The sequence below is a fragment of the Archangium gephyra genome (assembly GCF_049060025.1).
GTDB lineage: Bacteria > Myxococcota > Myxococcia > Myxococcales > Myxococcaceae > Archangium > Archangium gephyra_A.
Map to the genome: position 1 here is coordinate 10,433,413 of NZ_JBMEQQ010000002.1, position 19,907 is coordinate 10,453,319.

The window sequence follows — 19,907 nt, forward strand, 5'->3', positions numbered from 1 at the left end:
TGTTAGCCTCCGGACTTGGGAGGTCACCTATGCTGAGAGTCAGCGCGCGGGTGTACAGGCTGCCCGAGCCCGGGGAGTGGGTGGGCCAGTACCGGGTGGTGGGCCCGCTGGGCCAGGGCGGCCAGGGGCATGTCTTCCTCGCCGAGTGTTCCGGGCGCTCCTGTGTCCTCAAGTTCTTCCGCGAGCACCCGGACAACCCCTGGGGCGAGCTGGAGATGGACATTCTGCGCCACGTCCAGCACCCCAACGTGGTGCGGGTGCTGGGCCATGGGCGCTGGCCCTACCCGGACGAGGGTTACCTCTACCTCGTCATGGAGTACGTGGAGGGACTGCCGCTGCTGAGGCATGCCCTGGAGCACAACCCCTCGGCGCGCAAGGCCGCCACGCTGATGCGCGAGGCGGCACAGGCGCTCGGGGTGGTGCACCGCCAGGGCGTGCTGCACCGGGACATCAAACCGGACAACCTGCTGGTGAGGGGGGCGGACGGCAGGCCCGTGTGGGTGGACTTCGGGGTGGGGCACCTGGAGGGCCGCCCCACGCTGCCGCGGCTGTGGCGGCTGCCACCGGGCACGCCCGAGTACACCAGCCCCGAGGCGTACCGCTTCCTCGCGGAGCACCCGGAGGACACCGCGCGCTACCGGCCGGGCGTGGCCGACGAGGTGTGGGCCCTGGGCGTCACCCTGTACGAGCTGCTCACCGACAGGCTGCCCTTCGGCTCGCGCATGGGCAACCCGCACATGGTGAAGGACCTCCGCACCCGGACGCCCGTGGCGCCGCACGAGGACAACCCGCGCGTGCCGGAGGCGCTGGGCCGGGTGTGCCTGCGGCTGCTGGAGAAGGAGCCCCAAGCGAGGCTGGCGGACATGGAGGCGGTGGCCGCGGCGCTGGAGGCGGCGCTGGCGGGGGCGGGGGAGGACTGGGACGTGCCGCTGATGGACCCCTACGCCCCAGAGGTGCGCACCACGGAGGAAATACCCGGCCAGGTGGGGGAGCGCGACTCGCACGAGCGCTTCCTGCGGCATGTCGTGGCGGCGATGCCCCGGCGCGGACGGGTGCGCAAGGTCCGGCGCCAGCCAGCGCAGCAGGAGGTGCCAGCCGCTGCCCTGGTGCCAGCGCAGCAGGAGGCGCCGAGGGAGCCCCCCGCGCCCCGGGCCCCGGTGGACGAGGTGGAGGGCGCCGCCGCGCTCGTGGTGCTCCCGCCGTCCACCCCGGCGGGCCGTGCGCCTCCGGGTCCGCGAGCGCGTGCGCTGCCCCTCGCGTTGCTGGTGGGTGTACTGGTGTTGGCAGGCACGTGGGCCCTCCGCTTCCGCCCGGAGTCCGGGGCGGAGCGCCCACCGGCCTCCGCCCCTTTGGCGGCACCGCTACCTCCTGGGGTGGGGGCGGGCTCCCCGACACCTCACCCCGGGCTTGTCCGCGAAGTGGCGGCGCCGGACGCGTCGTCTGAAGCTGGAGGGGGCGCGGTTGCTTCCGCCGACTCTTCCCCCGCGCCCACTCCCGCCCCCATGCCCCGCGACAACGACACCCGCCCGAAGCCCGCCGCCCGGCCGCAGCGCAAGGACCCGCGCTGCGTCCCCACCCGCCAGGAGACGTGCGTGGTGGGCCTGTGCACCGTGCTGCTCTCCGGCTGCACCAGCACGCCCCAGGTGGTGCGCCCTCCGCCCCAGCCCGCCGACTGTCCTCCGGGTGCCGTGAAGACGATGGAGGAGTTGGGCATTCGCATCAGTCAAACGGCCTCTGCGCAGTTCCCCGTGGACGGCAGCGCCCAGCGCGTCACCGTGCGCGAGTCCACGCCCATGCGGGTTTTTACGACGGAAACAAACTTCGGGCCGCTGGCCGGGAGCGAGCTCACCGGGCGGCTCTACCTCGGGCCCGAGCGCGTGTACGGCCGCTTCACCCAGGCCCGGACGCGCACCGGCGAGACGTACCCCGTCTGCCTGGAGCTTATCGGGGGGTACACCCGGTGGGGGGAGCCCCCGGGCGTGGAGCGGAAGGATGTCGGTGGGCCCGCGGACGACGCCGTCGTCTTCTCCACCCAGTACGTGCGGGCGGTGGAGCGCTTCGAGTAGGCGCGGGCGGCACGGGCCCGGCGCGGTGTGGTAGAGGCCAACGCCTCGCGTCACCCCGCCCCGCCTTCCCCTGGAGGTTGACTCCGTGCCCCTCGCGTCCCCCGTGGGCCTGCTCGCGCTGGCCCTCCTCGCCTCCTCCCCCCAGGCCGCCCTGCCGTCCCCTCCGGACGGGTGTGAAGCGGCGAGCCCCCGCCTCGACTTGTTGGCCGAGCCGCCCGCACAGCCGTCCGTGGTGTGTATCAGCCCGGACGTGCCCCTCACGCTGCGCTTCGACACCCCGCTCCAGCCCGAGTCCTTGCGGCTGGAGGAACGGGGGCGCTTCGGGGACGTGGCCCCCGGGCAGCAGAGCCTCTTCCTGGTGCCGCCGGAGCAGATGGAGGCCGGGGAGCAGTTCAACCTGGAGGTGTGCTTCGCGGACGGCGCGGCCCCCGCGTGCGCCAGCTTCCACCTGCGGGCTCACCCGGCGCTGGGCCTGTCGCAGGTGAAGGTGTTCCGCGCGCCCCGCCCGGTGGAATCCTTCCGGGAGGGGGAGAAGGCGGCCCAGGCCGAGGCCCGGCAGTGCCAGGAGGAGGTGCGCCAGTTGCGCGAGGGGCGCGGCGCCCCCGAGGGACTGAGGGGCGTGCTGGCCTCCGGGTTGCTGGGGAAAGGAGGCATCCTCTTCAAGATCCTGACGGAGAGCGTCACGCAGGCCAGGGGCAATGCCCTGCGCCTTCAGGAAGCCCGCAGCTACCGCGCGGAGGGCCGGGTGGCGGTGGAGCTGAAGCTGGACAATTCCGGGACGCTGCCGTGGGTGGCGGCGGGCGCGGTGCTGCGCGGCCCCAAGGGCGAGGTGCTGAAACCGCTGCCCCTCTGGCAGCCGGAGCCCGTCATCCCGGGTGAAGCAGTCGCTGCCGCGAAGGGCGAGCCGGGAGAGCACCGCGTGGTGGTGGAGGTACCCGCTTCCGAGAAGGAAGTCCGGGGCACGTACACCCTCGTGCTCTGGGACGCGGAGCAGAAGCGCACCGTGACTCTCGGCCACGTCACCTTCCCCTAGCGCCCGCGCCTCCCCGGACAACCATCTACGTCCTGCACCACCCTCCCTACCCGGTGCCTTGACGACCGCACCCGCGTTTCCGTGTACTCCCGGAAACCCCGACACCAGCCTCCAGGGCTGGAGGGAGCGGTGCGGCATGTCCCCCCGTCTGAAGCAGTCCCCCCCGGCCGGTGTGCCGCCGCGCCGCGGGTGGGTGTGGCTCGTGCTGTGCCTCGTCTCGGCGTGCGCGACGGGCCATCCTCCGGGCGGCACGCTGATGGGGAGCATGCGCCCCGCGTCGCTCACGCCGCCCCCGGCGCCCCGGGAGGCGCCCGCCTCGGAGCCCGGCCTGGAGGGGGCGGTGGTGTACGAGGTGGTGGTGCTGGAGCCGGGCCGTGGCACCACGCGGCCCGTACCGGTGGCCCGGGTGGACTTCCAGCGCGCCGTGCAGCGTATCGCCCGCGAGGTGCAACACCACGGCAAGAGCCCGCGCGAGGCGGCGCGCGAGTGGCTGAAGGGCCAGGTGGAGCAGCACCCGGAAGCGTGGCAGTTGAGCGGGACGTGGGTGGCCGAGGTGTACAAGGGCGAGGTGCTCTCCCTGGTGCCGGTGGAGGAGGACGGCCGGCTGGTGCCCGAGGCGGACGCGGCGCTGCGTGACACGTACCTGCTGTGGTGCACCCGGGCCTGGGGCGGAGGCGACTGCCTGCGCCTGTTCGACGATGGGCCCTTTCTGCGCACGGACGACCGGCGCACGCTGGCGCTGGCCCTGGCCTTCGGCTCGGTGCTGGAGGAGACGAAGGCGGCGCTGGGGCGGGAGTTGAGCCCCCAGGTACTGATGGCCTCGTGCATGTGGACGCTGGGCACGTACCTGGCCCTCTGGCTGGTGCCCGAGCCAACCACCAAGCTGCTGGCCGCCGGGCTGTCCGTCGTGCTGGTGGCGTGGCTGGGCGTGGACACGCTCTGGGGGCTGATGGACGGCTGGGCGCGCATGGCCACCCGGGCGCATGGGGCCAGCACCTTCGGCGAGCTGCGCGAGGCAGGCGAGGGCTTTGGCCGGGTGCTGGGCACGGACGCGGCGCGGGCGATGATTCTGGCGGTGGGCGCACTCACCGGGCGCACGCTGGGGGAGGTGGCGGCGAGGGTGCGCACGCTCCCGGGCTACGGCCTGGCGAGTGCGCAGTGGCAGGCGCAGGGCGGTGGGGCCGCGGTGCTGGGGCGGTTGGAAGTGATGGCGGCCCAGGAGGGGGCGTTGGCCCGGGCGGTGGTGGCGGTGGAGACGGTCGCGGCCACCCCGCATGGCCCCCTGGCGGTGGTGATGCTCAAGAAGGGGCAGGGCGGCGGGGCGTCCTCCGGGGGCGGCTCCTCGGCCATCGTGGCCATCCGTCACCGGGGCGGCAACCTGCAGGTGATTCTCCCCAACGGCCAGCGCTGGCACCTGCCTCCTGGCTATTCCCTCCACGACATCCCCGTCCGGGACGAGGTGGGTGACAGGCTCCAGAAGGCCGTGACCGAGGCCGCCCAGCAATGGGGGCCCCACCGGCTCTCGCCGAGAGAGGCAGACGCCATCAAGGAAGCCTTGGACCAGGGCGAATACTGGCTGGCGCACCTGCTGGAGCGCGAGGCCCGGGGCCGCTTCGTGCACGAGACGGTGAAAAAACAGTTCGAGCGGCTCTACCGGTTCAAGCAGCAGGGAGTCGATGTGGTGGACCCCTCGCCCGGAGGATACAAGTACGAGATTCTCTCCGGGACGGCGTCGAACCTCGCACGCCATGGCAGGCGCATGGCGGGCGAGTTCTACCGGATGCTCACCTTCTGAAAGGGGCGGCGATGGATTGGCTCGGGAACGTCATCTTCGAGGACCGGGAAATCGAGAACGAGCGGCTGGAGCTGACGGACAAAGAGGCCAACTACATCCTTGGTCCCAACCTGACGCTGAATAACTGTACCCTCGTGCTGAAGGTGTCCGCTCGGGGCCTGAGCCTCAATCGGGCTCGGTTCATCAACTGCACCTTCGAGGTGAAACAGGAGCTGAAGAACTACCAGCAATGGATAACTGCCTCCCTCAAGGGCTGCCGGTTCAAGGGGCGGCTGTCGGGGTGCGACTTCGGGCACTGGCCCGAATATGGGAAGGAGCCGGAGTATCAGCGGGGCTCCATCGAGGACTGTGACTTCTCCGAGGCCCGCCTGGATGCCTGCCGCTTCCATGGAGATGACCCCCGCAGCCTCCAGTTTCCCAAGTGGCCCTGCTTCACCCTCCTGGACCCTATCCGTCGCGCCGACGAACTGCGCGACCTGCCGTGGCCCAAAGTGTTTGGCCGCAGGCTGACCTCCATGTTGGATCAGAGTCCAGAAAACCGTTACAAGCACCCGCGCTCCACGATTGCCTTGAGCTACTACGCTCCCGCTGAGGCCAAGCGGTTGGACATCACGGAAGAGGCATTCAAGGCTGCTCTCGAGAAGTGCGACTTCATCGTCTACTGATACACGGCGAGGAACACGTGCGGTGGCCTGTCAGCGTCGAGCGAAATGCCACGAGTCCAATGGACGGCTGGGCCCTCATGGCCACCCGGGCGCATGGGGCCAGCACCTTCGGCGAGCTGCGCGAGGCGGGCGAGGGCTTCGCCCGCGTCTGGGCACGGACGCGGCGCGGGCGATGATCCTGGCGGTGGGGGCGCTCACCGGGCGCACACTGGGGGAGGTGGCCGCCCGGGTGCGCGCGCTGCCGGGCTACGGCCTGACGAGTACGCACCCTGTCGTCAGCTTGGAGTGATTCGCTGCCCAAGCGGGTGGATGGCCCCAAGCGCCCGTCACTTGTAGTCGACTACAAGTGAAGTAATATTTATCCTACATATTTATGATTCTACACTTGTAGTCGACTACAAGTGACGGCCGATTTCCCCCTCGTGCCCGAAAAGTCGTCGCCCCTGACCGGGCACCCGGAGGGCTGGAAGTTTCGAGATCGCCGTGGGCGGGGCTTTCAGCGAACATCGGCGCCCGATGCCAACGCCCGAAGCTGTTGCCCGCGAGAACATTGATGCCGCGCTCCAGAGCGCGGGTTGGCACGTCCAGGACTTCGCCAGGCTCAACCTCACCGCCGGGCTCGGGGTGGCCGTCCGCGAGTTCCCCCTGGCTCCCGGCCATGGCAAGGCCGACTACGTCCTCTACGTCGCCGGGAAGCTGGCCGGTGTCATCGAAGCCAAGAAAGAGGGCACCCGCCTCACCGGCATCGAGGTGCAGTCGGAGAAGTACGCGCGCGGCGTGCCCCCCCTCTACCCCGCCCACTCCGTCCCGCTGCCCTTCCTCTACGAGAGCACGGGCGTGGAGACGCAGTTCACCAACCGCCTGGATCCGGACCCCCGCAGCCGCCGCCTCTTCCACTTCCACAAGCCCGAGACCCTGGCCGAGTGGCTCGACCCGGAGCAGAACCCACCCCCGCTGCTCCCCCTCGAGAACGGCAAGCCCGCGCCGCGCAGTCTCCTGCCCTCCACCCTGCGGCTGCGCCTCCGCCAGATGCCGGACGTCGAGCCCAAGGGCCTCTGGCCCGCCCAGCTCAAGGCCGTGCGCAACCTCGAAGCCTCCCTGTACGACGGCAAGCCGCGCGCCCTCATCCAGATGGCCACCGGCTCCGGGAAGACCTTCACCGCGGTCAGCTCCATCTACCGGCTCATCAAGTTCGGTGGAGCCAGGAGAGTCCTGTTCCTCGTGGACCGCGCCAACCTCGGCCGCCAGACGCTCAAGGAGTTCCAGCAGTACGTCACCCCAGACGACGGCCGGAAGTTCCACGAGCTGTACAACGTCCAGCACCTCACCTCGAACAAGCTCGACCCGGTGGCCAAGGTCTGCATCGCGACCATTCAGCGCGTCTACGCCATGCTCTCGGGCAAGGAGCTGAAGGAAGAGGACGAGGAAATCTCCGCCTTCACCCGGCTCACCGACTTGAGCACCCAGCCGCACCCGGTCTCCTACAACCCCAGCATCCCCGTCGAGTTCTTCGACTTCCTGTGGACCGACGAGGCCCACCGCTCCATCTACAACCTGTGGCGCCAGGTGCTGGAGTACTTCGACGCGTCCCTCATCGGCCTCACCGCGACGCCCTCCAAGCAGACCCTCGGCTTCTTCCACCAGAACCTCGTCATGGAGTACGGCCACGAGGCCGCCGTCGGCCACGGCGTGAACGTGCCCTTCGACGTGTACCGCATCCGCACCCGCATCACCGAGAGCGGCTCGAAGGTGGAGGCGGGCCTCTTCGTGGACAAGCGCGACCGCGAGTCCCGGGCCGTCCGGTGGCAGAAGCTCGATGAGGACCTGACCTACTCCGCCAACCAGCTCGACCGGGACGTGGTGGCGGAGGACCAGCTGCGCACCGTCATCCGCACCTTCAAGGACCGGCTCTTCACCGAGATCTTCCCCGGCCGCAAGGAAGTCCCCAAGACGCTCATCTTCGCCAAGGACGACTCCCACGCCGACGACATCGTCCGCGTCGTCCGCGAGGAGTTCGGCAAGGGCAACGCGTTCTGCGAGAAGATCACCTACCGCACGGGCACCGCTCGCATCGTCACGAAGAAGAAGGGGCCCGGCGGCAAGGAAGTCGAGGAGGTCTCCTACAAGTCCACCGGCATCAAGCCCGAGGATCTGCTCTCCTCGTTCCGCAACTCCTACCACCCGCGCATCGCCGTGACGGTGGACATGGTCGCCACCGGCACCGACATCAAGCCGCTGGAAATCGTGATGTTCATGCGCACGGTGAAGAGCCGAAACTTCTTCGAGCAGATGAAGGGGCGCGGGGTCCGCGTCATCAGCCCGAGCGACCTCCAGTCGGTGACGCCCGACGCCCCCGCCAAGACGCACTTCATCCTCGTGGACTGCGTGGGCATGTGTGAGAGCGACTTCGTCGATACCCGCCCGCTGGAGAAGCAGCCCGCCGTGGCCTTCGACAAGCTGCTCCAGGTGGTGGCCGCCGGCGGCACGGACCGCGCGGTCATCTCCTCGCTGGCCAGCCGCCTGGCCCGGATGAATCAGCGGCTGGGCAAGCCCGAGAAGGAGCGGCTCGCCCGGTTGGCGCAGGGCAAGTCGCTGGAAGAGCTGGTGGGTGGGTTGGTGGAGGCGCTGGATCCGGACAGGCACGTCGAGGAGGCGCGGGTGGCCAACAAGCTGCTCACCGGAGAAGAGCCCACGGCGGCGCAGGTCGCCAAGGCAGCGGAGGCGGTGATCCGGGCGGCGGTGGCTCCGCTGGCGGCGAACCCGGACTTGCGCAACGAGCTCGCCTTCATCAAGCGCGGGTTCGAGCAGACGCTCGACACGGTCAGCGTGGACACGGTGCTGGGAGCGGGCTTCGACGCCGCCGCCACCGAGAAGGCGCGCGGGCTGGTGCAATCCTTCGAGCAGTACATCGAGGAGCACAAGGACGAGCTCACCGCCATCCAGGTGCTGTACGCGCAGCCGTACGCGAAGCGGCTCACGTTCACGGACATCAAGGCGCTGGCCGAGGACATCAAGGCCCCGCCCCGGACGTGGACGCCCGAGGCGCTCTGGCGTGCGTACGAGACGCTCGACAAGTCGAAGGTGCGCGGGGCCGGGGGCCAGCGGCTGCTCACGGACATCGTGTCGCTGGTGCGCTTCGCGCTCCACAAGGACCGGCAGTTGGTGCCCTTCACGGATCAGGTGGAGGAGCGGTTCCAGAACTGGCTCGCCCAGCAGGAGAACCGGGGGCGGAAGTTCTCAGAGGAGCAGCGCCAGTGGCTGGCGCTCATCAAGGACCACGTCGCCGCGAGCTTCAGGATAGAAAGAGACGATTTCGAGGACGTGCCCTTCAACCAGAAGGGCGGGCTCGGACGGGTCCATCAGGTATTCGCGGGCAAGCTCGATGAGCTGCTCGAAGAGCTAAATGAGGTGCTGGTGGCATGAGCAACCCTGGGTTGCCGTCGAATTGGTCAGTTGTTCCACTGGGGCGTATAGTCGCGCCTACTCGCCCGCGAATTCTGCCCAGCGAATTGCCGGAGCTACCGTACGTTGGGATGGAGCATGTCGAGGCGCATTCGATGCGCCTGCTGGGCACCGTCCCCGCTGGAACCATGAAGAGTTCAGGAGTTCGATTCCATCGAGGCGACATCCTCTATGGTCGCCTTCGGCCGTATCTGAACAAGGTTTGGTTAGCCAACGTTGATGGGCTCTGCTCGGCAGAGTTCATTGTGTTACCGCCCTCAGCAGCCCTCGAATCGCGCTACCTATCGTATCTTCTTAACTCGGCGGATTTCGTATCCTTCGCGTCGCACTTAAACGAGGGTGATCGCCCTCGCGTCGATTTCGACCAACTCGCTCAGTTTCCCGTTCCAGTTCCGCCGAGACTCGAGCAAGCGCGTATAGCCGAAGAAATCGAAAAGCAGTTCACCCGTCTCGATGCCGGTGTCGCCGCCCTCAAGCGCGTACAGGCCCAGCTCAAGCGCTACCGGGCCTCGGTCCTGAAGGCCGCGTGCGAGGGGCGGCTGGTTCCGACCGAGGCTGAACTCGCCCGCCGCGAGAAGCGCGACTACGCGCCCGCCGACAAACTCCTCGCCCGCATCCTCAAGGAGCGCCGCGGCCGTTGGGAGGCCGATCAGCTCGCCATGATGAAGGCGGCCGGGAAGCCCCCCAAGGGCAACGACACGAAGACTGGCTTGGCTAAGCCAACTTCTGCAGACGTGTCGAGCCGTCCTACCCTTCCGGATGGGTGGGCGTGGGCGAGGATGGAAGACCTATCGATCGCCGGGCGAGGCGGGATCTTCGCAGGGCCCTTCGGGACGATTTTCAAAGCGCGCGATTTTCGAGATGAGGGCATACCCATCATCTTTCTACGTCACGTAGCGCCCGGCAGGTACTTGACCCACAAGCCGGGCTTCATGGACCGCAAGATTTGGGAGGAGCGATTCAGGGACGAGTACTCAGTATGGGGTGGGGAGTTGCTGGTCACAAAACTGGGTGAGCCTCCGGGGGTCGCGGCGCTTTTCCCATCGACACTCGGTCCAGCGATGGTCACTCCCGATGTCATCGCCATGCGCGCAGATGACCGACTCGTTCTTCCCAAGTTCTTGATGCACTTTCTCAATTCGGACAGCGCGCGAAGTGTTGCAAGCGGTCTCGCGTTCGGAACAACAAGACTCAGGCTCACCATCCCCCTTTTTCGAGAGATATGGGTGCCCCTCCCTCCACTGGCCGAGCAGGGGCGAATCGTTGCCGAGATCGACGCACAACTCTCCGTCGCTGACGCTGCAGGTGCTGCCGTAGTCAAGAACCTCGCGTTAGCCGCTCAGTTGAGGAGCGCGGTTCTTGCCCATGCTTTCGCAGGAAAACTGATGCCGCAAGAGGCAACAGACGAACCCGCCTCAAAGCTCCTTGAGCGCATCTCTGCCTCCGTGGAGAACAAGTCCGTACCCAAACAGGGCCGAGCCAAGCAGACCACCGCCGTCCCCAAGATGAAGGCAACACGATGAGCAACCACTCGGCCCAGATCGTCCAGAAGCTCTGGAACTACTGCGATGTCCTCCGGGACGATGGCCTCTCCTACGGCGACTACATCGAGCAGCTCACGTTCCTGCTCTTCCTCAAGATGGCGCACGAGCAGACCCTGGCTCCGTGGAACCGTCCCTCCCCTGTACCCAAGGGCTTCGACTGGCCCAGCCTGATGAGCAAGGAGGGCGACGCGCTCGAAACCCACTATCGCCATCTGCTGGAGAAGCTGGGCAAGTCGAAGGGGACGCTGGGTCTGGTCTTCCGCAAGGCCCAGAACAAGATTCAAGACCCGGCGAAGCTCCGCCGCCTCATCGTGGATCTGCTGGACCGCGAGCAGTGGTCGAGCCTCGACGCCGACGTGAAGGGCGACGCCTACGAGGGCCTGCTGGAGAAGACGGCCAGCCAGTCCGGGGCCGGGCAGTACTTCACCCCGAGAGCGTTGATCCGCGCCATCGTGGACGTGGTGCAGCCCAAGCCGGGGGAGACCATCGTGGACCCGGCCGTGGGCACTGGCGGCTTCCTGCTCGTGGCCCACGACTACATTGCCCGGAACAACAGGCTCGACAAGGACCAGAAGAAGCACCTCAAGCTGGAGGCGCTGCGGGGGTGGGAGATCGCCGATACGCCCGCCCGCCTGTGCACGATGAACCTGCTGCTCCACGGCGTTGGCGGGGATGAGACGCCCCTCGTCGTGGTGGATGACGCCATTCGCGGCGACCCGGGCAAGCGGTGGAAGATCGCGCTCTCCAATCCGCCCTTTGGCCGCAAGTCCTCCGTCACCGTCATCAACGAGGAGGGCGAGCAGGAGAAAGAGGCCCTCACCGTCGTGCGCGACGACTTCTGGGCCTCCACGAGCAACAAGCAGCTCAACTTCGTGCAGCACATCAAGACGCTGCTGGAGGTGAACGGGCGGGCGGCGGTGGTGGTGCCCGACAACGTGCTCTTCGAGGGCGGAGCGGGGGAGACGATTCGCCGCAAGCTGCTCCACGAGTGCGACGTGCACACGCTGCTGCGGTTGCCGACGGGCATCTTCTACGCGCAGGGCGTGAAGGCGAACGTGCTGTTCTTCGAGAAGAAGCCGGGCCGGGAGAAGCCGTGGACCGAGAAGCTCTGGGTCTATGACCTGCGCACGAACAAGCACTTCACGCTGAAGACGAACCCGCTGAAGCGGGCGGATCTCGACGAGTTCGTTGCCTGCTACCTGCCGGAGAACCGGCACCAGCGCAAGGCGACGTGGTCCGAGAAGAAGGCTCCGGAGGGGCGCTGGCGCTCGTACGGGTACGAGGAGCTGCTCCAGCGGGACAAGGTGAGCCTGGACATCTTCTGGCTCAAGGACGAGTCATTGGAGGACTCCGCGAACCTGCCTGCTCCGGATGTGATTGCCGGGGAGATCGTGGACGACCTGCGCGCGGCCCTGGAGCAGTTCGAGGCGATCCAGACGGACCTCTCGCGCAAGGGAGGGGCGCCGAGGGATTGAGGAGGGCCATTGACGGGGGCCGCCTGAGTGCGCGACAAGCCAGTAGTGCTGATGGGCTTCGGCCCCACGGGAACACAGCTACTTCTATATGAACATCAGAACGATGGTGCGGAAGCTCATGGAGTTGAGCTTGAGTCTTCTCCTTGGCTCCTGTAGCGCCACCGGGCCGATGGTCGCAGGCCCATCCGGGCCGCGGGACCTGTCCAGGTACGTGCTCGTCATCGAGAAGACGGCAGATGGGCAGGCGACCCACACCTGGAAACCCGCCAAGGACTTCGACCTGACGGAGTCCCGGAGTCTGGCGAGCGTCCCGGCCGGCGAGGGCCGCATCGTCCGAGTCTCACTCAATGCGGCGGAATGCGAACGCCAGTATGAAATTTGCGTTCCGGAATGCCAGGCCAGCACGAGAATCCATCAGGTCGACAAATACATCTACGATTCCAAGCAGTACGGTCCCTGGCGGACCGGGAAGAAGAGTTACTGCCTGAGCGCTTGCATGAAACAGCTCGCCAACTGCCAGGGAGAGGCGGGCCGTGAGCCTGTGAGGTTCGAAGCCATCGACACCGCAGTCGATTGGCTCAAGCGCCACCAGGATGAGCTCGCGCTCGGAGCCGTTGTCGTCATCGCGGGGGTGGCTTTCCATGTTGCCGTCTGCGCTGGAGGCATCGTGCTGCTCGCTCCCGTCCTGCTCTTCGCCGAGGTGCCACAATGACGATAGGGGAGATCATCAGCTTCGAGGCTCCACGGATCATTGGAAGGTACCGGACGGAGCAGACCTCTCCCGAGGAGAGCGAGCTGCTCCTGGTGGCCAGAGATGCCTTGTTGTTCATCTCCGAGTTGGGTCAGGACTACCGCTTCGAGGACTATCGCCGGAGCCCCGGTGCCGCTCTCCCGCCCTCTGGGGGAAAGACTTCCATCGAGACGCTCCTGGGTGAAGCGGCGGGGCTCCTGGTCCGGATCCGAGGAGAGCTCCACCTGCCGGAGGAGAAGGAGCTGGCGTCGGTCGTCATCGACGCACTCCACTTCATCGCCTCGACCGGTCAGCACACGGCGTTCGAGGCGTTTCGCCGCGATGCACTTGCCCCCAGGCCGCCGCACGTCTTCGCATCGTTCAGGACGCGCGAGGAGGCGAAGGCCTGGCTCGACCATCAGCCCGAGCCGCCAGCTCAAGGACAGGTGTTGGTCGCCGGTGAGTACTATCAGTTCTATTATTTCCGCGAGCTGAACCGCCGGGGGCTCCTCCCGCAGTTCACCGTGGAGATGCTCATCCGGCTATTGATGGAGGAGGGGCCTCCCGCCACCGTGGCCTCCTTTGTCTCTCATGAGGAGGCGGAGGACTGGCTGGCGAAGCAGCTCGCGCCACCGACGCATGCCTTCATCCTGATTGGCGGGGAGTACCACCTCGCGGTCTTCCACGAGAACCTCCACCACCGCGCCATCCATCCCGTCTCCATCGTCGAGAGGCTCGAGAAGTGGGAGCGGGAGCAGAAGTCGAGAACGGGGGCGCACTCTGGAAGTTGTCCTGGCGCACGCCAGGGCCCGGAGTGACGCAGGGCCAGGTCTACCTGCCTGTGGACTGCCGCTGAGCGGGCGCCTGACGCTTGAGGCGCATCTGACCGCTGTGGTAGGGCGAAAAGCCATGACCCCGGAACCCTCCTCGGTGCTCGAGTTTCCAGCGTGGCTCTACGGCACCAAAGCCGCCATCCTCCGCAAGGCGAGAGACGAGGGCCACTGGTGGGCCCGGGAGTACCGCAAGACCGGTGCCTTTCCCCAGCCCCGGCAGATGCGCCAGGTACTGCCCGGCGAGGTGCTGGTGATGCACTCCGCGGCCGACTTCGACACGGGCGACCCCCTCTGGCGGATGCACATGTTCGGCGCCGTCTCCAAGGACTTGAATGAAGGCTTGTCGAAGGAGGAGCGTCAACGCATGAAGGAAGCCTTTGAGTCCTTCTGCCTGAGCACCCCTTGGGGCGTCCTCAGATATACCGTGTATCCGCCACCGCTGTGGAGCGCGGAGCGCATGGCGAACCGGCTCGCCTCGCTGCTGCGCTTCTGGGAGGTGCTCCAGGGCCCGCGCTACGCGTTCTGGTCGTTCGATCAGAAGTACACGCTGGACGAGCTCATGGACGATATCTACGGCAAGACCCTGGAGGCCTGGTGCCCCGGAGGCCCGGCGTCGGTCCGAGAGCACCTGGCCCTGACAGTGGAGCGCATGGCTCGCGCCACCCGCGAGGAGTGTGAGGAGGCCGTGCTCCGGGTGATGCCCGCCGTGGTGGAGATGGACGCCGACTTGAAGCACCGCGAGGCGCTCAGCGACCCGGACTTCCTGCGCGAGCGCCTCCGCGCGCTTCCCCCGGAGAAGTTCGAGGATGTCTCCAGCGCCGACAGATACGCGGTGAGCGGGCAATTGTGGGCCTGGAACAGGGAGTTGGGGCGTCATTGACTCCCTGCACCCCGCGGACAGCGCGCGCGGCGTGAAGGATTGTTGCTGCTCACGGCCAGAGGTTGATCAGGAGGGCGGCTCCCCCTCGGACGTCTTCGGAGCGGAGTCTGGAGGTTGCTCCCCGGCATCAACCGGCGTGGCCGGAGGTTCGCTGGTGGGCGGTGCCTCGGCCCCGGGAAGGGCGGATTGTGCCGCGATGGGATCGGCAGGGGCCGGGAGCGGGGGAGTGTCCCCGGCGGGGACGGGCTCCACGGCGGACGAGGGCAGGGGGCGCTCTTCTGCCCGCTCTCCCTTCAGGAGGCTGCGAATCGTGTACCCGACCAGCACCAGGCCCCCCAGGCCGAGCACGGCCAACCCGAGCCGCTGGGGCAGGGGGGACGGCCTCACCTGGAGGGCGGCATGGAGCGCCTTGTGCCGGGTGGTGCGGAAGCTCACGTCGAGCAGGTAGGGGCCCTCGCGCTCGGGGGTGAAGGTGGTCTGCCACTGCTCCCCGCTCCGTTTCACGGTGACGCTCCGCCCATGGGAGGACCCCTCCTCGCGCAGGGTGATGATGAGGGGGCCCGTGAAGGGCTCTCCCTCGAAGCTGCCCACCTGGAGGCTGAGGTGGAGGGGCTCTCCGGCCCGGGGGACGGCGGGGCGGATGCTCCCCTTGAGCCGCTCCTCGGTGTCCGACCAGGAGAGCGCCAGGGCGTCCTCGTGGGCCGTGAGCTCGATCCGATCCGTGGGCTCCCCGGGCAGGGGGCCGGCCATGGCCGCCGAGGCCAGCCACAGGCCGGCCATCAGAGGGAACCACAGGTTTCGTGCGGGCCGTCTTTGCCTCGCCCCGGCCCCTCGCCTAAGATGAGCCGCCCTGATGTCTTCCACTTCGCGCTTGCTCCCCCCGGCGAGCAACCCGGGATGAACCCTCAACTCTTCGGGAAATATCAGCTCCTCAAGAAGCTCGCCACCGGCGGCATGGCCGAGGTGTGGCTCGCGCGTCAGCGGGGCATCGAGGGGTTCGCCAAGAACGTCGTGGTGAAACGCATCCTCCCGCACCTGGCGGAGGATCAGGAGTTCGTGGGCATGTTCGGCAACGAGGCGCGCATCGCCGCGCGCTTCAACCACCCGAACATCGCCCAGGTGTACGAGTTCGGCGAAGCCAACGGCACGTACTTCATCGCCATGGAGTTCATCCATGGCGAGGATCTCGGCCGGGTGATGCGCAAGGCGTACAACGCGGGCGGGTGGATCGCCCGGCCGTTGGCCATCCGCATCGTCGCCTCGGCGTGCGAGGGCCTCTACTACGCCCACACGCGCACGGACGACAACGGCAAGCCCCTCAAGGTGGTGCACCGCGACATCTCGCCGCAGAACATCCTCATCAGCTTCGACGGCTCGGTGAAGCTGGTGGACTTCGGCATCGCCAAGGCGGCGGACCAGGCCACGGCGACGAAGTCGGGCGCCATCAAGGGCAAGTTCGCCTACATGGCGCCGGAGCAGGCCGCGGGCAAGCCGTTGGATCACCGCGCGGACATCTTCGCCATCGGCCTGGTGCTCTACGAGCTGCTCACCGGCACGCGCCCGCTCAAGCGGGAGTCGGAGCTGGGCACGCTGCAGGCGGCCATGGAGTGCAACATCCTCCCGCCCTCGCAGGTGGCGGATTGTCCTCCGGAGCTGGACTCGGTGGTGATGCGCGCGCTGGCCAAGGCCGCGGATGACCGGTACCGGGACGCGCGCCAGTTGCAGCTCGCGCTGGAGGAGTTCCTCGTTGGCCAGCGGTGGGTGGCCGGCTCGGTGCAGATCTCCGAGCTGATGGAGACGCTCTTCGCGGACCGGCTGGACGAGGAGAAGCGCAGCGGCAATCCGGAGCCTCGCAGCGAGGAGTCGATGTCGGCGATGCCGGCGGTGCCGGAGCTTCCGCTCGAGGAGGAGCCGCCGCCTCCGCCGCCTCCGTCCCGGAGCAGCCAGCGGGGGGATCCGCGCTCCACCGGCACCCAGACGAGCGCCGCCGACATGAACTGGGAAGCGCCGCCGGGCGAGATGCCCCAGCAGCGGCGCACGGGGACGCGCGCAGGGGTCGTCAACAAGCGCACGGAGTCGAGCACCCAGCCGATGGGGGACGTGCCGGAGGTGGAGGAGTGGGAAGCGCCTCCCGCCACGGAAGTGCCCCGCCGCCGCACCAGCAACGAGGCGCCGCGCCGCACCAACGTGGGCTCCACGTCCGTGGCGCGCATGCCCAGCCGTCAGGACGTGACCCGGGCCAGCATCGAGGCCCCCGCTCCGAGGCGGGGCACCGAATCCTCCGCCCTGCGGCGCTCGGGGATCCGGCCGGGTGAGCCTCCCGCGGACGAGGACGTGCCGCAGCCGCGGCTCTCGCGCGGCTCGGTGGCCGTCAACCCGCGCCCCGCGCCCATGGAGGACGACGAGGATCCCGAGCGCACGATGTTGCCGCCGCCGCCGGAGCCCGTGCGCCCGCCGGAGCCCGTGCGCCGCCGCACGGGGATGGCTCCGTCCTCCCAGCAGGCCGAGCCGGCTCCGAAGCCGCGCCGCACCAGCAGCCGCACGGAGATGCCCGAGCCGTCCGCGGCTCCTTCCCGCCGGCGCACCTCCTTCCTGCACAAGGAGGAGGAGGAGGACGAGGGCGCCAACACCCTCCACTCGAAGCCGGGTGCCCAGCCCGCCCGCGGCCGATCGCTTCCGCCGCTGAAGAACCTGCTCGGGGTGTTGATGGCGCTGTCCCTGGTGGGCCTGGCCATCATCTTCCGCGGGCCCATCCTGGACATGCTCGGCAGCTCGGCCATGGACGGCCAGGGCATCTACCTCAACGTCGAGTCCAACCAGCGCGTGCAGGTGTCGGTGCGCCACGGCATGCGGTGCCGCAGCTCCGAGCCCATCACCGTGCTCGGCTTCACGCCGCTCAGCCGCATGGGCGGCGCGCACGTGCAGGACACGCTCATCCTGGAGAACAAGGAGCAGGGCATCTACAAGGAGATCGAGGTGCCCTTCGGCGAGCCCCAGGAGACGAAGTCCATCGAGCAGAACTTCCAGATGGGCTACTTCCGTCCCAAGCTGGTGCCGCGCAACGTCTCGGGCATCGAAATCTACCGGGACGGGCAGAAGCTCGGCCTCTACCAGCCCGGGTTGAAGCTGGAGCTGGTGGAAGGCTCGCACCACCTCGTGCTGCAGGGGACGTCGCTCAAGGAGCCGGTGCAGGTGGATGTCGAGGTGAAGGCCCGCGACATCACCGACAAGACGGTGGACCTGTCGGCCTACATCCGTTAGCGCGCGTCAGTAGCGCGGCAGGCTCGGGTCCACCGCGCGGGAGTAGAGATCGATCCCCCCGCGCAGGGACACCGCGTCCAGGCCGCGCGAGCGCAGGTAGGCCGTGCCGTCCAGGCTGCGCACGCCGTGGTGGCAGTAGACGACGACGCGCTTGCCGCGGAAGGCCTCCAGCTCCTCGTTGTGCTCGTCCAGCTCGGGCAGGGGGATGAGCACCGAGCCCGGGAAGGCCACGTAGGCGTGCTCCTCGGGGAAGCGCACGTCGAGCAGCACGGGCCGGGACTCGGGCGGGCCGGAGAGCTGCTGGGCGAGGGTGGAGGGATCGATCTCCGGGATGGGCACGCGGGGCTCCTTCAGGCGGACGAGGCGCAGAACTGCTCGTAGTCGATGAGCTCCACCCGGGCCCCGGGCGCGCACACGGGGCACTTGGGATCCTTGCGCAGCTTGAGCTCCTGGAAGCGGGTGCCGAGCGCGTCGAAGGTGAGCAGACGCCCCACGAGGGGCTCGCCCACGCCGAGCAGGAGCTTGAGGGCCTCGTTGGCCTGGAAGAGGCCGATGATGCCGGGGAGCACGCCGAGCACGCCGGCCTCGGCGCACGAGGGCGCGAGCTCGGGAGGCGGCGGGGCGGGGTAGAGGCAGCGGTAGCAGGGGCCCTGGCCGGGGACGAAGGTGGTCACCTGGCCCTCGAAGCGGAAGATGGAGCCGTGGAGGTTGGGCTTGCCCAGCATGAGGCACGCGTCGTTGAGCAGGTAGCGGGTGGGGAAGTTGTCCCCGCCGTCGAGCACCAGATCGAAGCCCTCGAGGATGCGCAGGACGTTCTCCGAGGTGAGGCGCTCCTGGAAGGGCACCACCTTCACGTCGGGGTTGAGGGCCTCGATGGCGGTGCGGGCGCTCTGCACCTTGGGCTGGCCGGCGCGCTCCTGGGTGTGGAGCACCTGGCGCTGGAGGTTGCTCAGGTCCACCACGTCCGCGTCGACGATGCCCAGCGTGCCCACGCCCGCGGCGGCGAGGTAGAGCGCGGCCGGCGAGCCCAGTCCGCCCGCGCCCAGCAGCAGCACCTTGGACTTGAGCAGCTTCGCCTGACCCTCCTCGCCGACTTCCGGGAGGATGAGGTGGCGGCGGTAGCGCTCCTTCTGGGCGGGGGTGAGCACCACCGGCTTCTCCACCGGGTAGTGGGCGTCGCTCCAGCGGTTGAAGCCTCCGGCCAGCGAGGTCACGCGCGTGTAGCCCATGTGCTGAAGGGTGTGGGCCGCCAGGGCCGAGCGGGTGCCACCGGCGCAATAGAGGACGAGCTCCTCGTCCCGGGAGGCCTTGTCCTCGATGCGCAGCTCGAGGAAGCCGCGGGGGATGTGGACCGCGCCCGGCAGCCGCCCGCCCGCGTACTCATCGCCCTCGCGCACGTCGATGAGCTTCACGGGGCTACGCGCGTCCAGCAGGCGCTTGACGTCCTCGATGGAGACCTCGCGGATCTCCTTCTTCGTGGCGGACAGCAGCTCGCGGAAGGTGGGGGGCATGGGGCCACGTATAACCCGGGCCCGGCGGGGTTTTCCTTCGAGAAGCGGGGGCTCGCCATCCCGGCGTGGAGGCGAGCGTCCGGGCGGGCACCGGCGAGCCAGCCCCTGGAGTGTCTTCCCGGGACGGATTCACCCGGTGGGAGGAGTCCGTACCCTTGGAGCAGATGGCAATTCTGGCGTCCGGCGTTATAAGGCGCCTGTAAGGAGACCGACCTACATGGACACCACCACCACCCCCGCTCCCAACACCCCCGCCGTTCCCCAGGGCGAGCCTTCCAGCCCGGTGCGGCTCACCGAGGCCGCCGTGGCCCAGGTGAAGAAGGTCATCCAGGACCAGGGCTTCCAGGACTACTTCTTCTCCATCCGCGTGGTGCCGGCCGGCTGCAGCGGCCTGGGCTACGACCTGAACCTGGTGCGCGAGCTGAAGGCGGGCGATCTCACCTGGGATCAGGACGGGGTGAAGATCGCGACGGACGCGCTGAGCAACAAGTACCTGTCGGGCACGGAGATCGACTTCGTGTCGAGCGTGACGGGCGCCGGGTTCAAGTTCAACAACCCGAACGCGAAGTCCTCCTGCGGCTGCGGGACCTCGTTCTCGACCTGAGACACGGTGGAGAGGCCCTCTCCCCCCGGGAGAGGCGCCCCTCACCCC

General features: G+C 68.3%; 15 protein-coding genes. 12 read left to right on the top strand and 3 right to left on the bottom strand.

The window, feature by feature from the left end:
• Positions 1–29 precede the first annotated feature (29 nt).
• The 10 genes from ACN28I_RS45640 to ACN28I_RS45685 all read left to right on the top strand — a co-directional run bounded on the left by ACN28I_RS45640 (position 30) and on the right by ACN28I_RS45685 (position 14,483).
• On the top strand, positions 30–2,066 hold the full coding sequence (locus tag ACN28I_RS45640) for a serine/threonine protein kinase (RefSeq protein WP_420948136.1): 2,037 nt from the start codon (positions 30–32) through the stop codon (positions 2,064–2,066).
• Positions 2,067–2,151: 85 nt separating this feature from the next.
• Positions 2,152–3,099 (top strand): DUF2381 family protein, encoded by a 948-nt coding sequence (locus tag ACN28I_RS45645; RefSeq protein ID WP_420948137.1) that lies wholly within the window; start codon positions 2,152–2,154, stop codon positions 3,097–3,099.
• 136 nt (positions 3,100–3,235) lie between these two features.
• Positions 3,236–4,894: a hypothetical protein gene (locus ACN28I_RS45650; protein ID WP_420948138.1), complete on the top strand. Its 1,659-nt coding sequence runs from the start codon at positions 3,236–3,238 to the stop codon at positions 4,892–4,894.
• An 11-nt stretch (positions 4,895–4,905) separates the two neighbouring features.
• Positions 4,906–5,559: a hypothetical protein gene (locus tag ACN28I_RS45655; protein ID WP_420948139.1), complete on the top strand. Its 654-nt coding sequence runs from the start codon at positions 4,906–4,908 to the stop codon at positions 5,557–5,559.
• Between the two features lie 516 nt (positions 5,560–6,075).
• On the top strand, positions 6,076–8,982 hold the full coding sequence (locus tag ACN28I_RS45660) for a type I restriction-modification enzyme R subunit C-terminal domain-containing protein (RefSeq protein WP_420948140.1): 2,907 nt from the start codon (positions 6,076–6,078) through the stop codon (positions 8,980–8,982).
• Positions 8,979–10,544 (top strand): restriction endonuclease subunit S, encoded by a 1,566-nt coding sequence (locus ACN28I_RS45665; protein WP_420948141.1) that lies wholly within the window; start codon positions 8,979–8,981, stop codon positions 10,542–10,544. The genes ACN28I_RS45660 and ACN28I_RS45665 overlap by 4 nt, the downstream gene beginning before the upstream one ends.
• Complete coding sequence (locus ACN28I_RS45670) at positions 10,541–12,040, top strand: N-6 DNA methylase (protein WP_420948142.1); 1,500 nt, start codon at positions 10,541–10,543, stop codon at positions 12,038–12,040. Before ACN28I_RS45665 ends, ACN28I_RS45670 begins: the two co-directional genes overlap by 4 nt.
• Positions 12,041–12,251: 211 nt before the next feature.
• On the top strand, positions 12,252–12,752 hold the full coding sequence (locus ACN28I_RS45675; RefSeq protein WP_420948143.1) for a hypothetical protein: 501 nt from the start codon (positions 12,252–12,254) through the stop codon (positions 12,750–12,752).
• Positions 12,749–13,588 (top strand): hypothetical protein, encoded by an 840-nt coding sequence (locus ACN28I_RS45680; RefSeq protein ID WP_420948144.1) that lies wholly within the window; start codon positions 12,749–12,751, stop codon positions 13,586–13,588. The genes ACN28I_RS45675 and ACN28I_RS45680 overlap by 4 nt, the downstream gene beginning before the upstream one ends.
• A 91-nt stretch (positions 13,589–13,679) precedes the next feature.
• The gene (locus tag ACN28I_RS45685) at positions 13,680–14,483 is read left to right on the top strand and encodes a hypothetical protein (RefSeq protein WP_420948145.1); all 804 of its coding nucleotides are present in this window, start codon (positions 13,680–13,682) and stop codon (positions 14,481–14,483) included.
• A gap of 66 nt (positions 14,484–14,549) precedes the next feature.
• Here ACN28I_RS45685 and ACN28I_RS45690 read toward each other — a convergent pair whose 3' ends face one another.
• Positions 14,550–15,263, bottom strand: coding sequence for a hypothetical protein (locus ACN28I_RS45690; RefSeq protein WP_420948146.1), 714 nt, complete (start codon positions 15,261–15,263; stop codon positions 14,550–14,552).
• Between the two features lie 117 nt (positions 15,264–15,380).
• On the opposite strand from ACN28I_RS45690, the gene ACN28I_RS45695 reads away from it, so the two are divergent.
• Entirely contained in the window at positions 15,381–17,744 is a 2,364-nt protein-coding gene (locus tag ACN28I_RS45695) for a protein kinase domain-containing protein (RefSeq protein ID WP_420948147.1), read from the top strand.
• Between the two features lie 6 nt (positions 17,745–17,750).
• Here ACN28I_RS45695 and ACN28I_RS45700 read toward each other — a convergent pair whose 3' ends face one another.
• Positions 17,751–18,083, bottom strand: coding sequence for a rhodanese-like domain-containing protein (locus ACN28I_RS45700; RefSeq protein WP_420948148.1), 333 nt, complete (start codon positions 18,081–18,083; stop codon positions 17,751–17,753).
• 11 nt (positions 18,084–18,094) lie between these two features.
• On the bottom strand, positions 18,095–19,255 hold the full coding sequence (gene moeB / locus ACN28I_RS45705; protein WP_420948149.1) for a molybdopterin-synthase adenylyltransferase MoeB: 1,161 nt from the start codon (positions 19,253–19,255) through the stop codon (positions 18,095–18,097).
• 217 nt (positions 19,256–19,472) lie between these two features.
• On the opposite strand from moeB, the gene ACN28I_RS45710 reads away from it, so the two are divergent.
• A complete protein-coding gene (locus ACN28I_RS45710; RefSeq protein ID WP_420948150.1) occupies positions 19,473–19,859 on the top strand; it encodes a HesB/IscA family protein in 387 nt (128 codons plus the stop codon).
• Positions 19,860–19,907 lie beyond the last annotated feature (48 nt).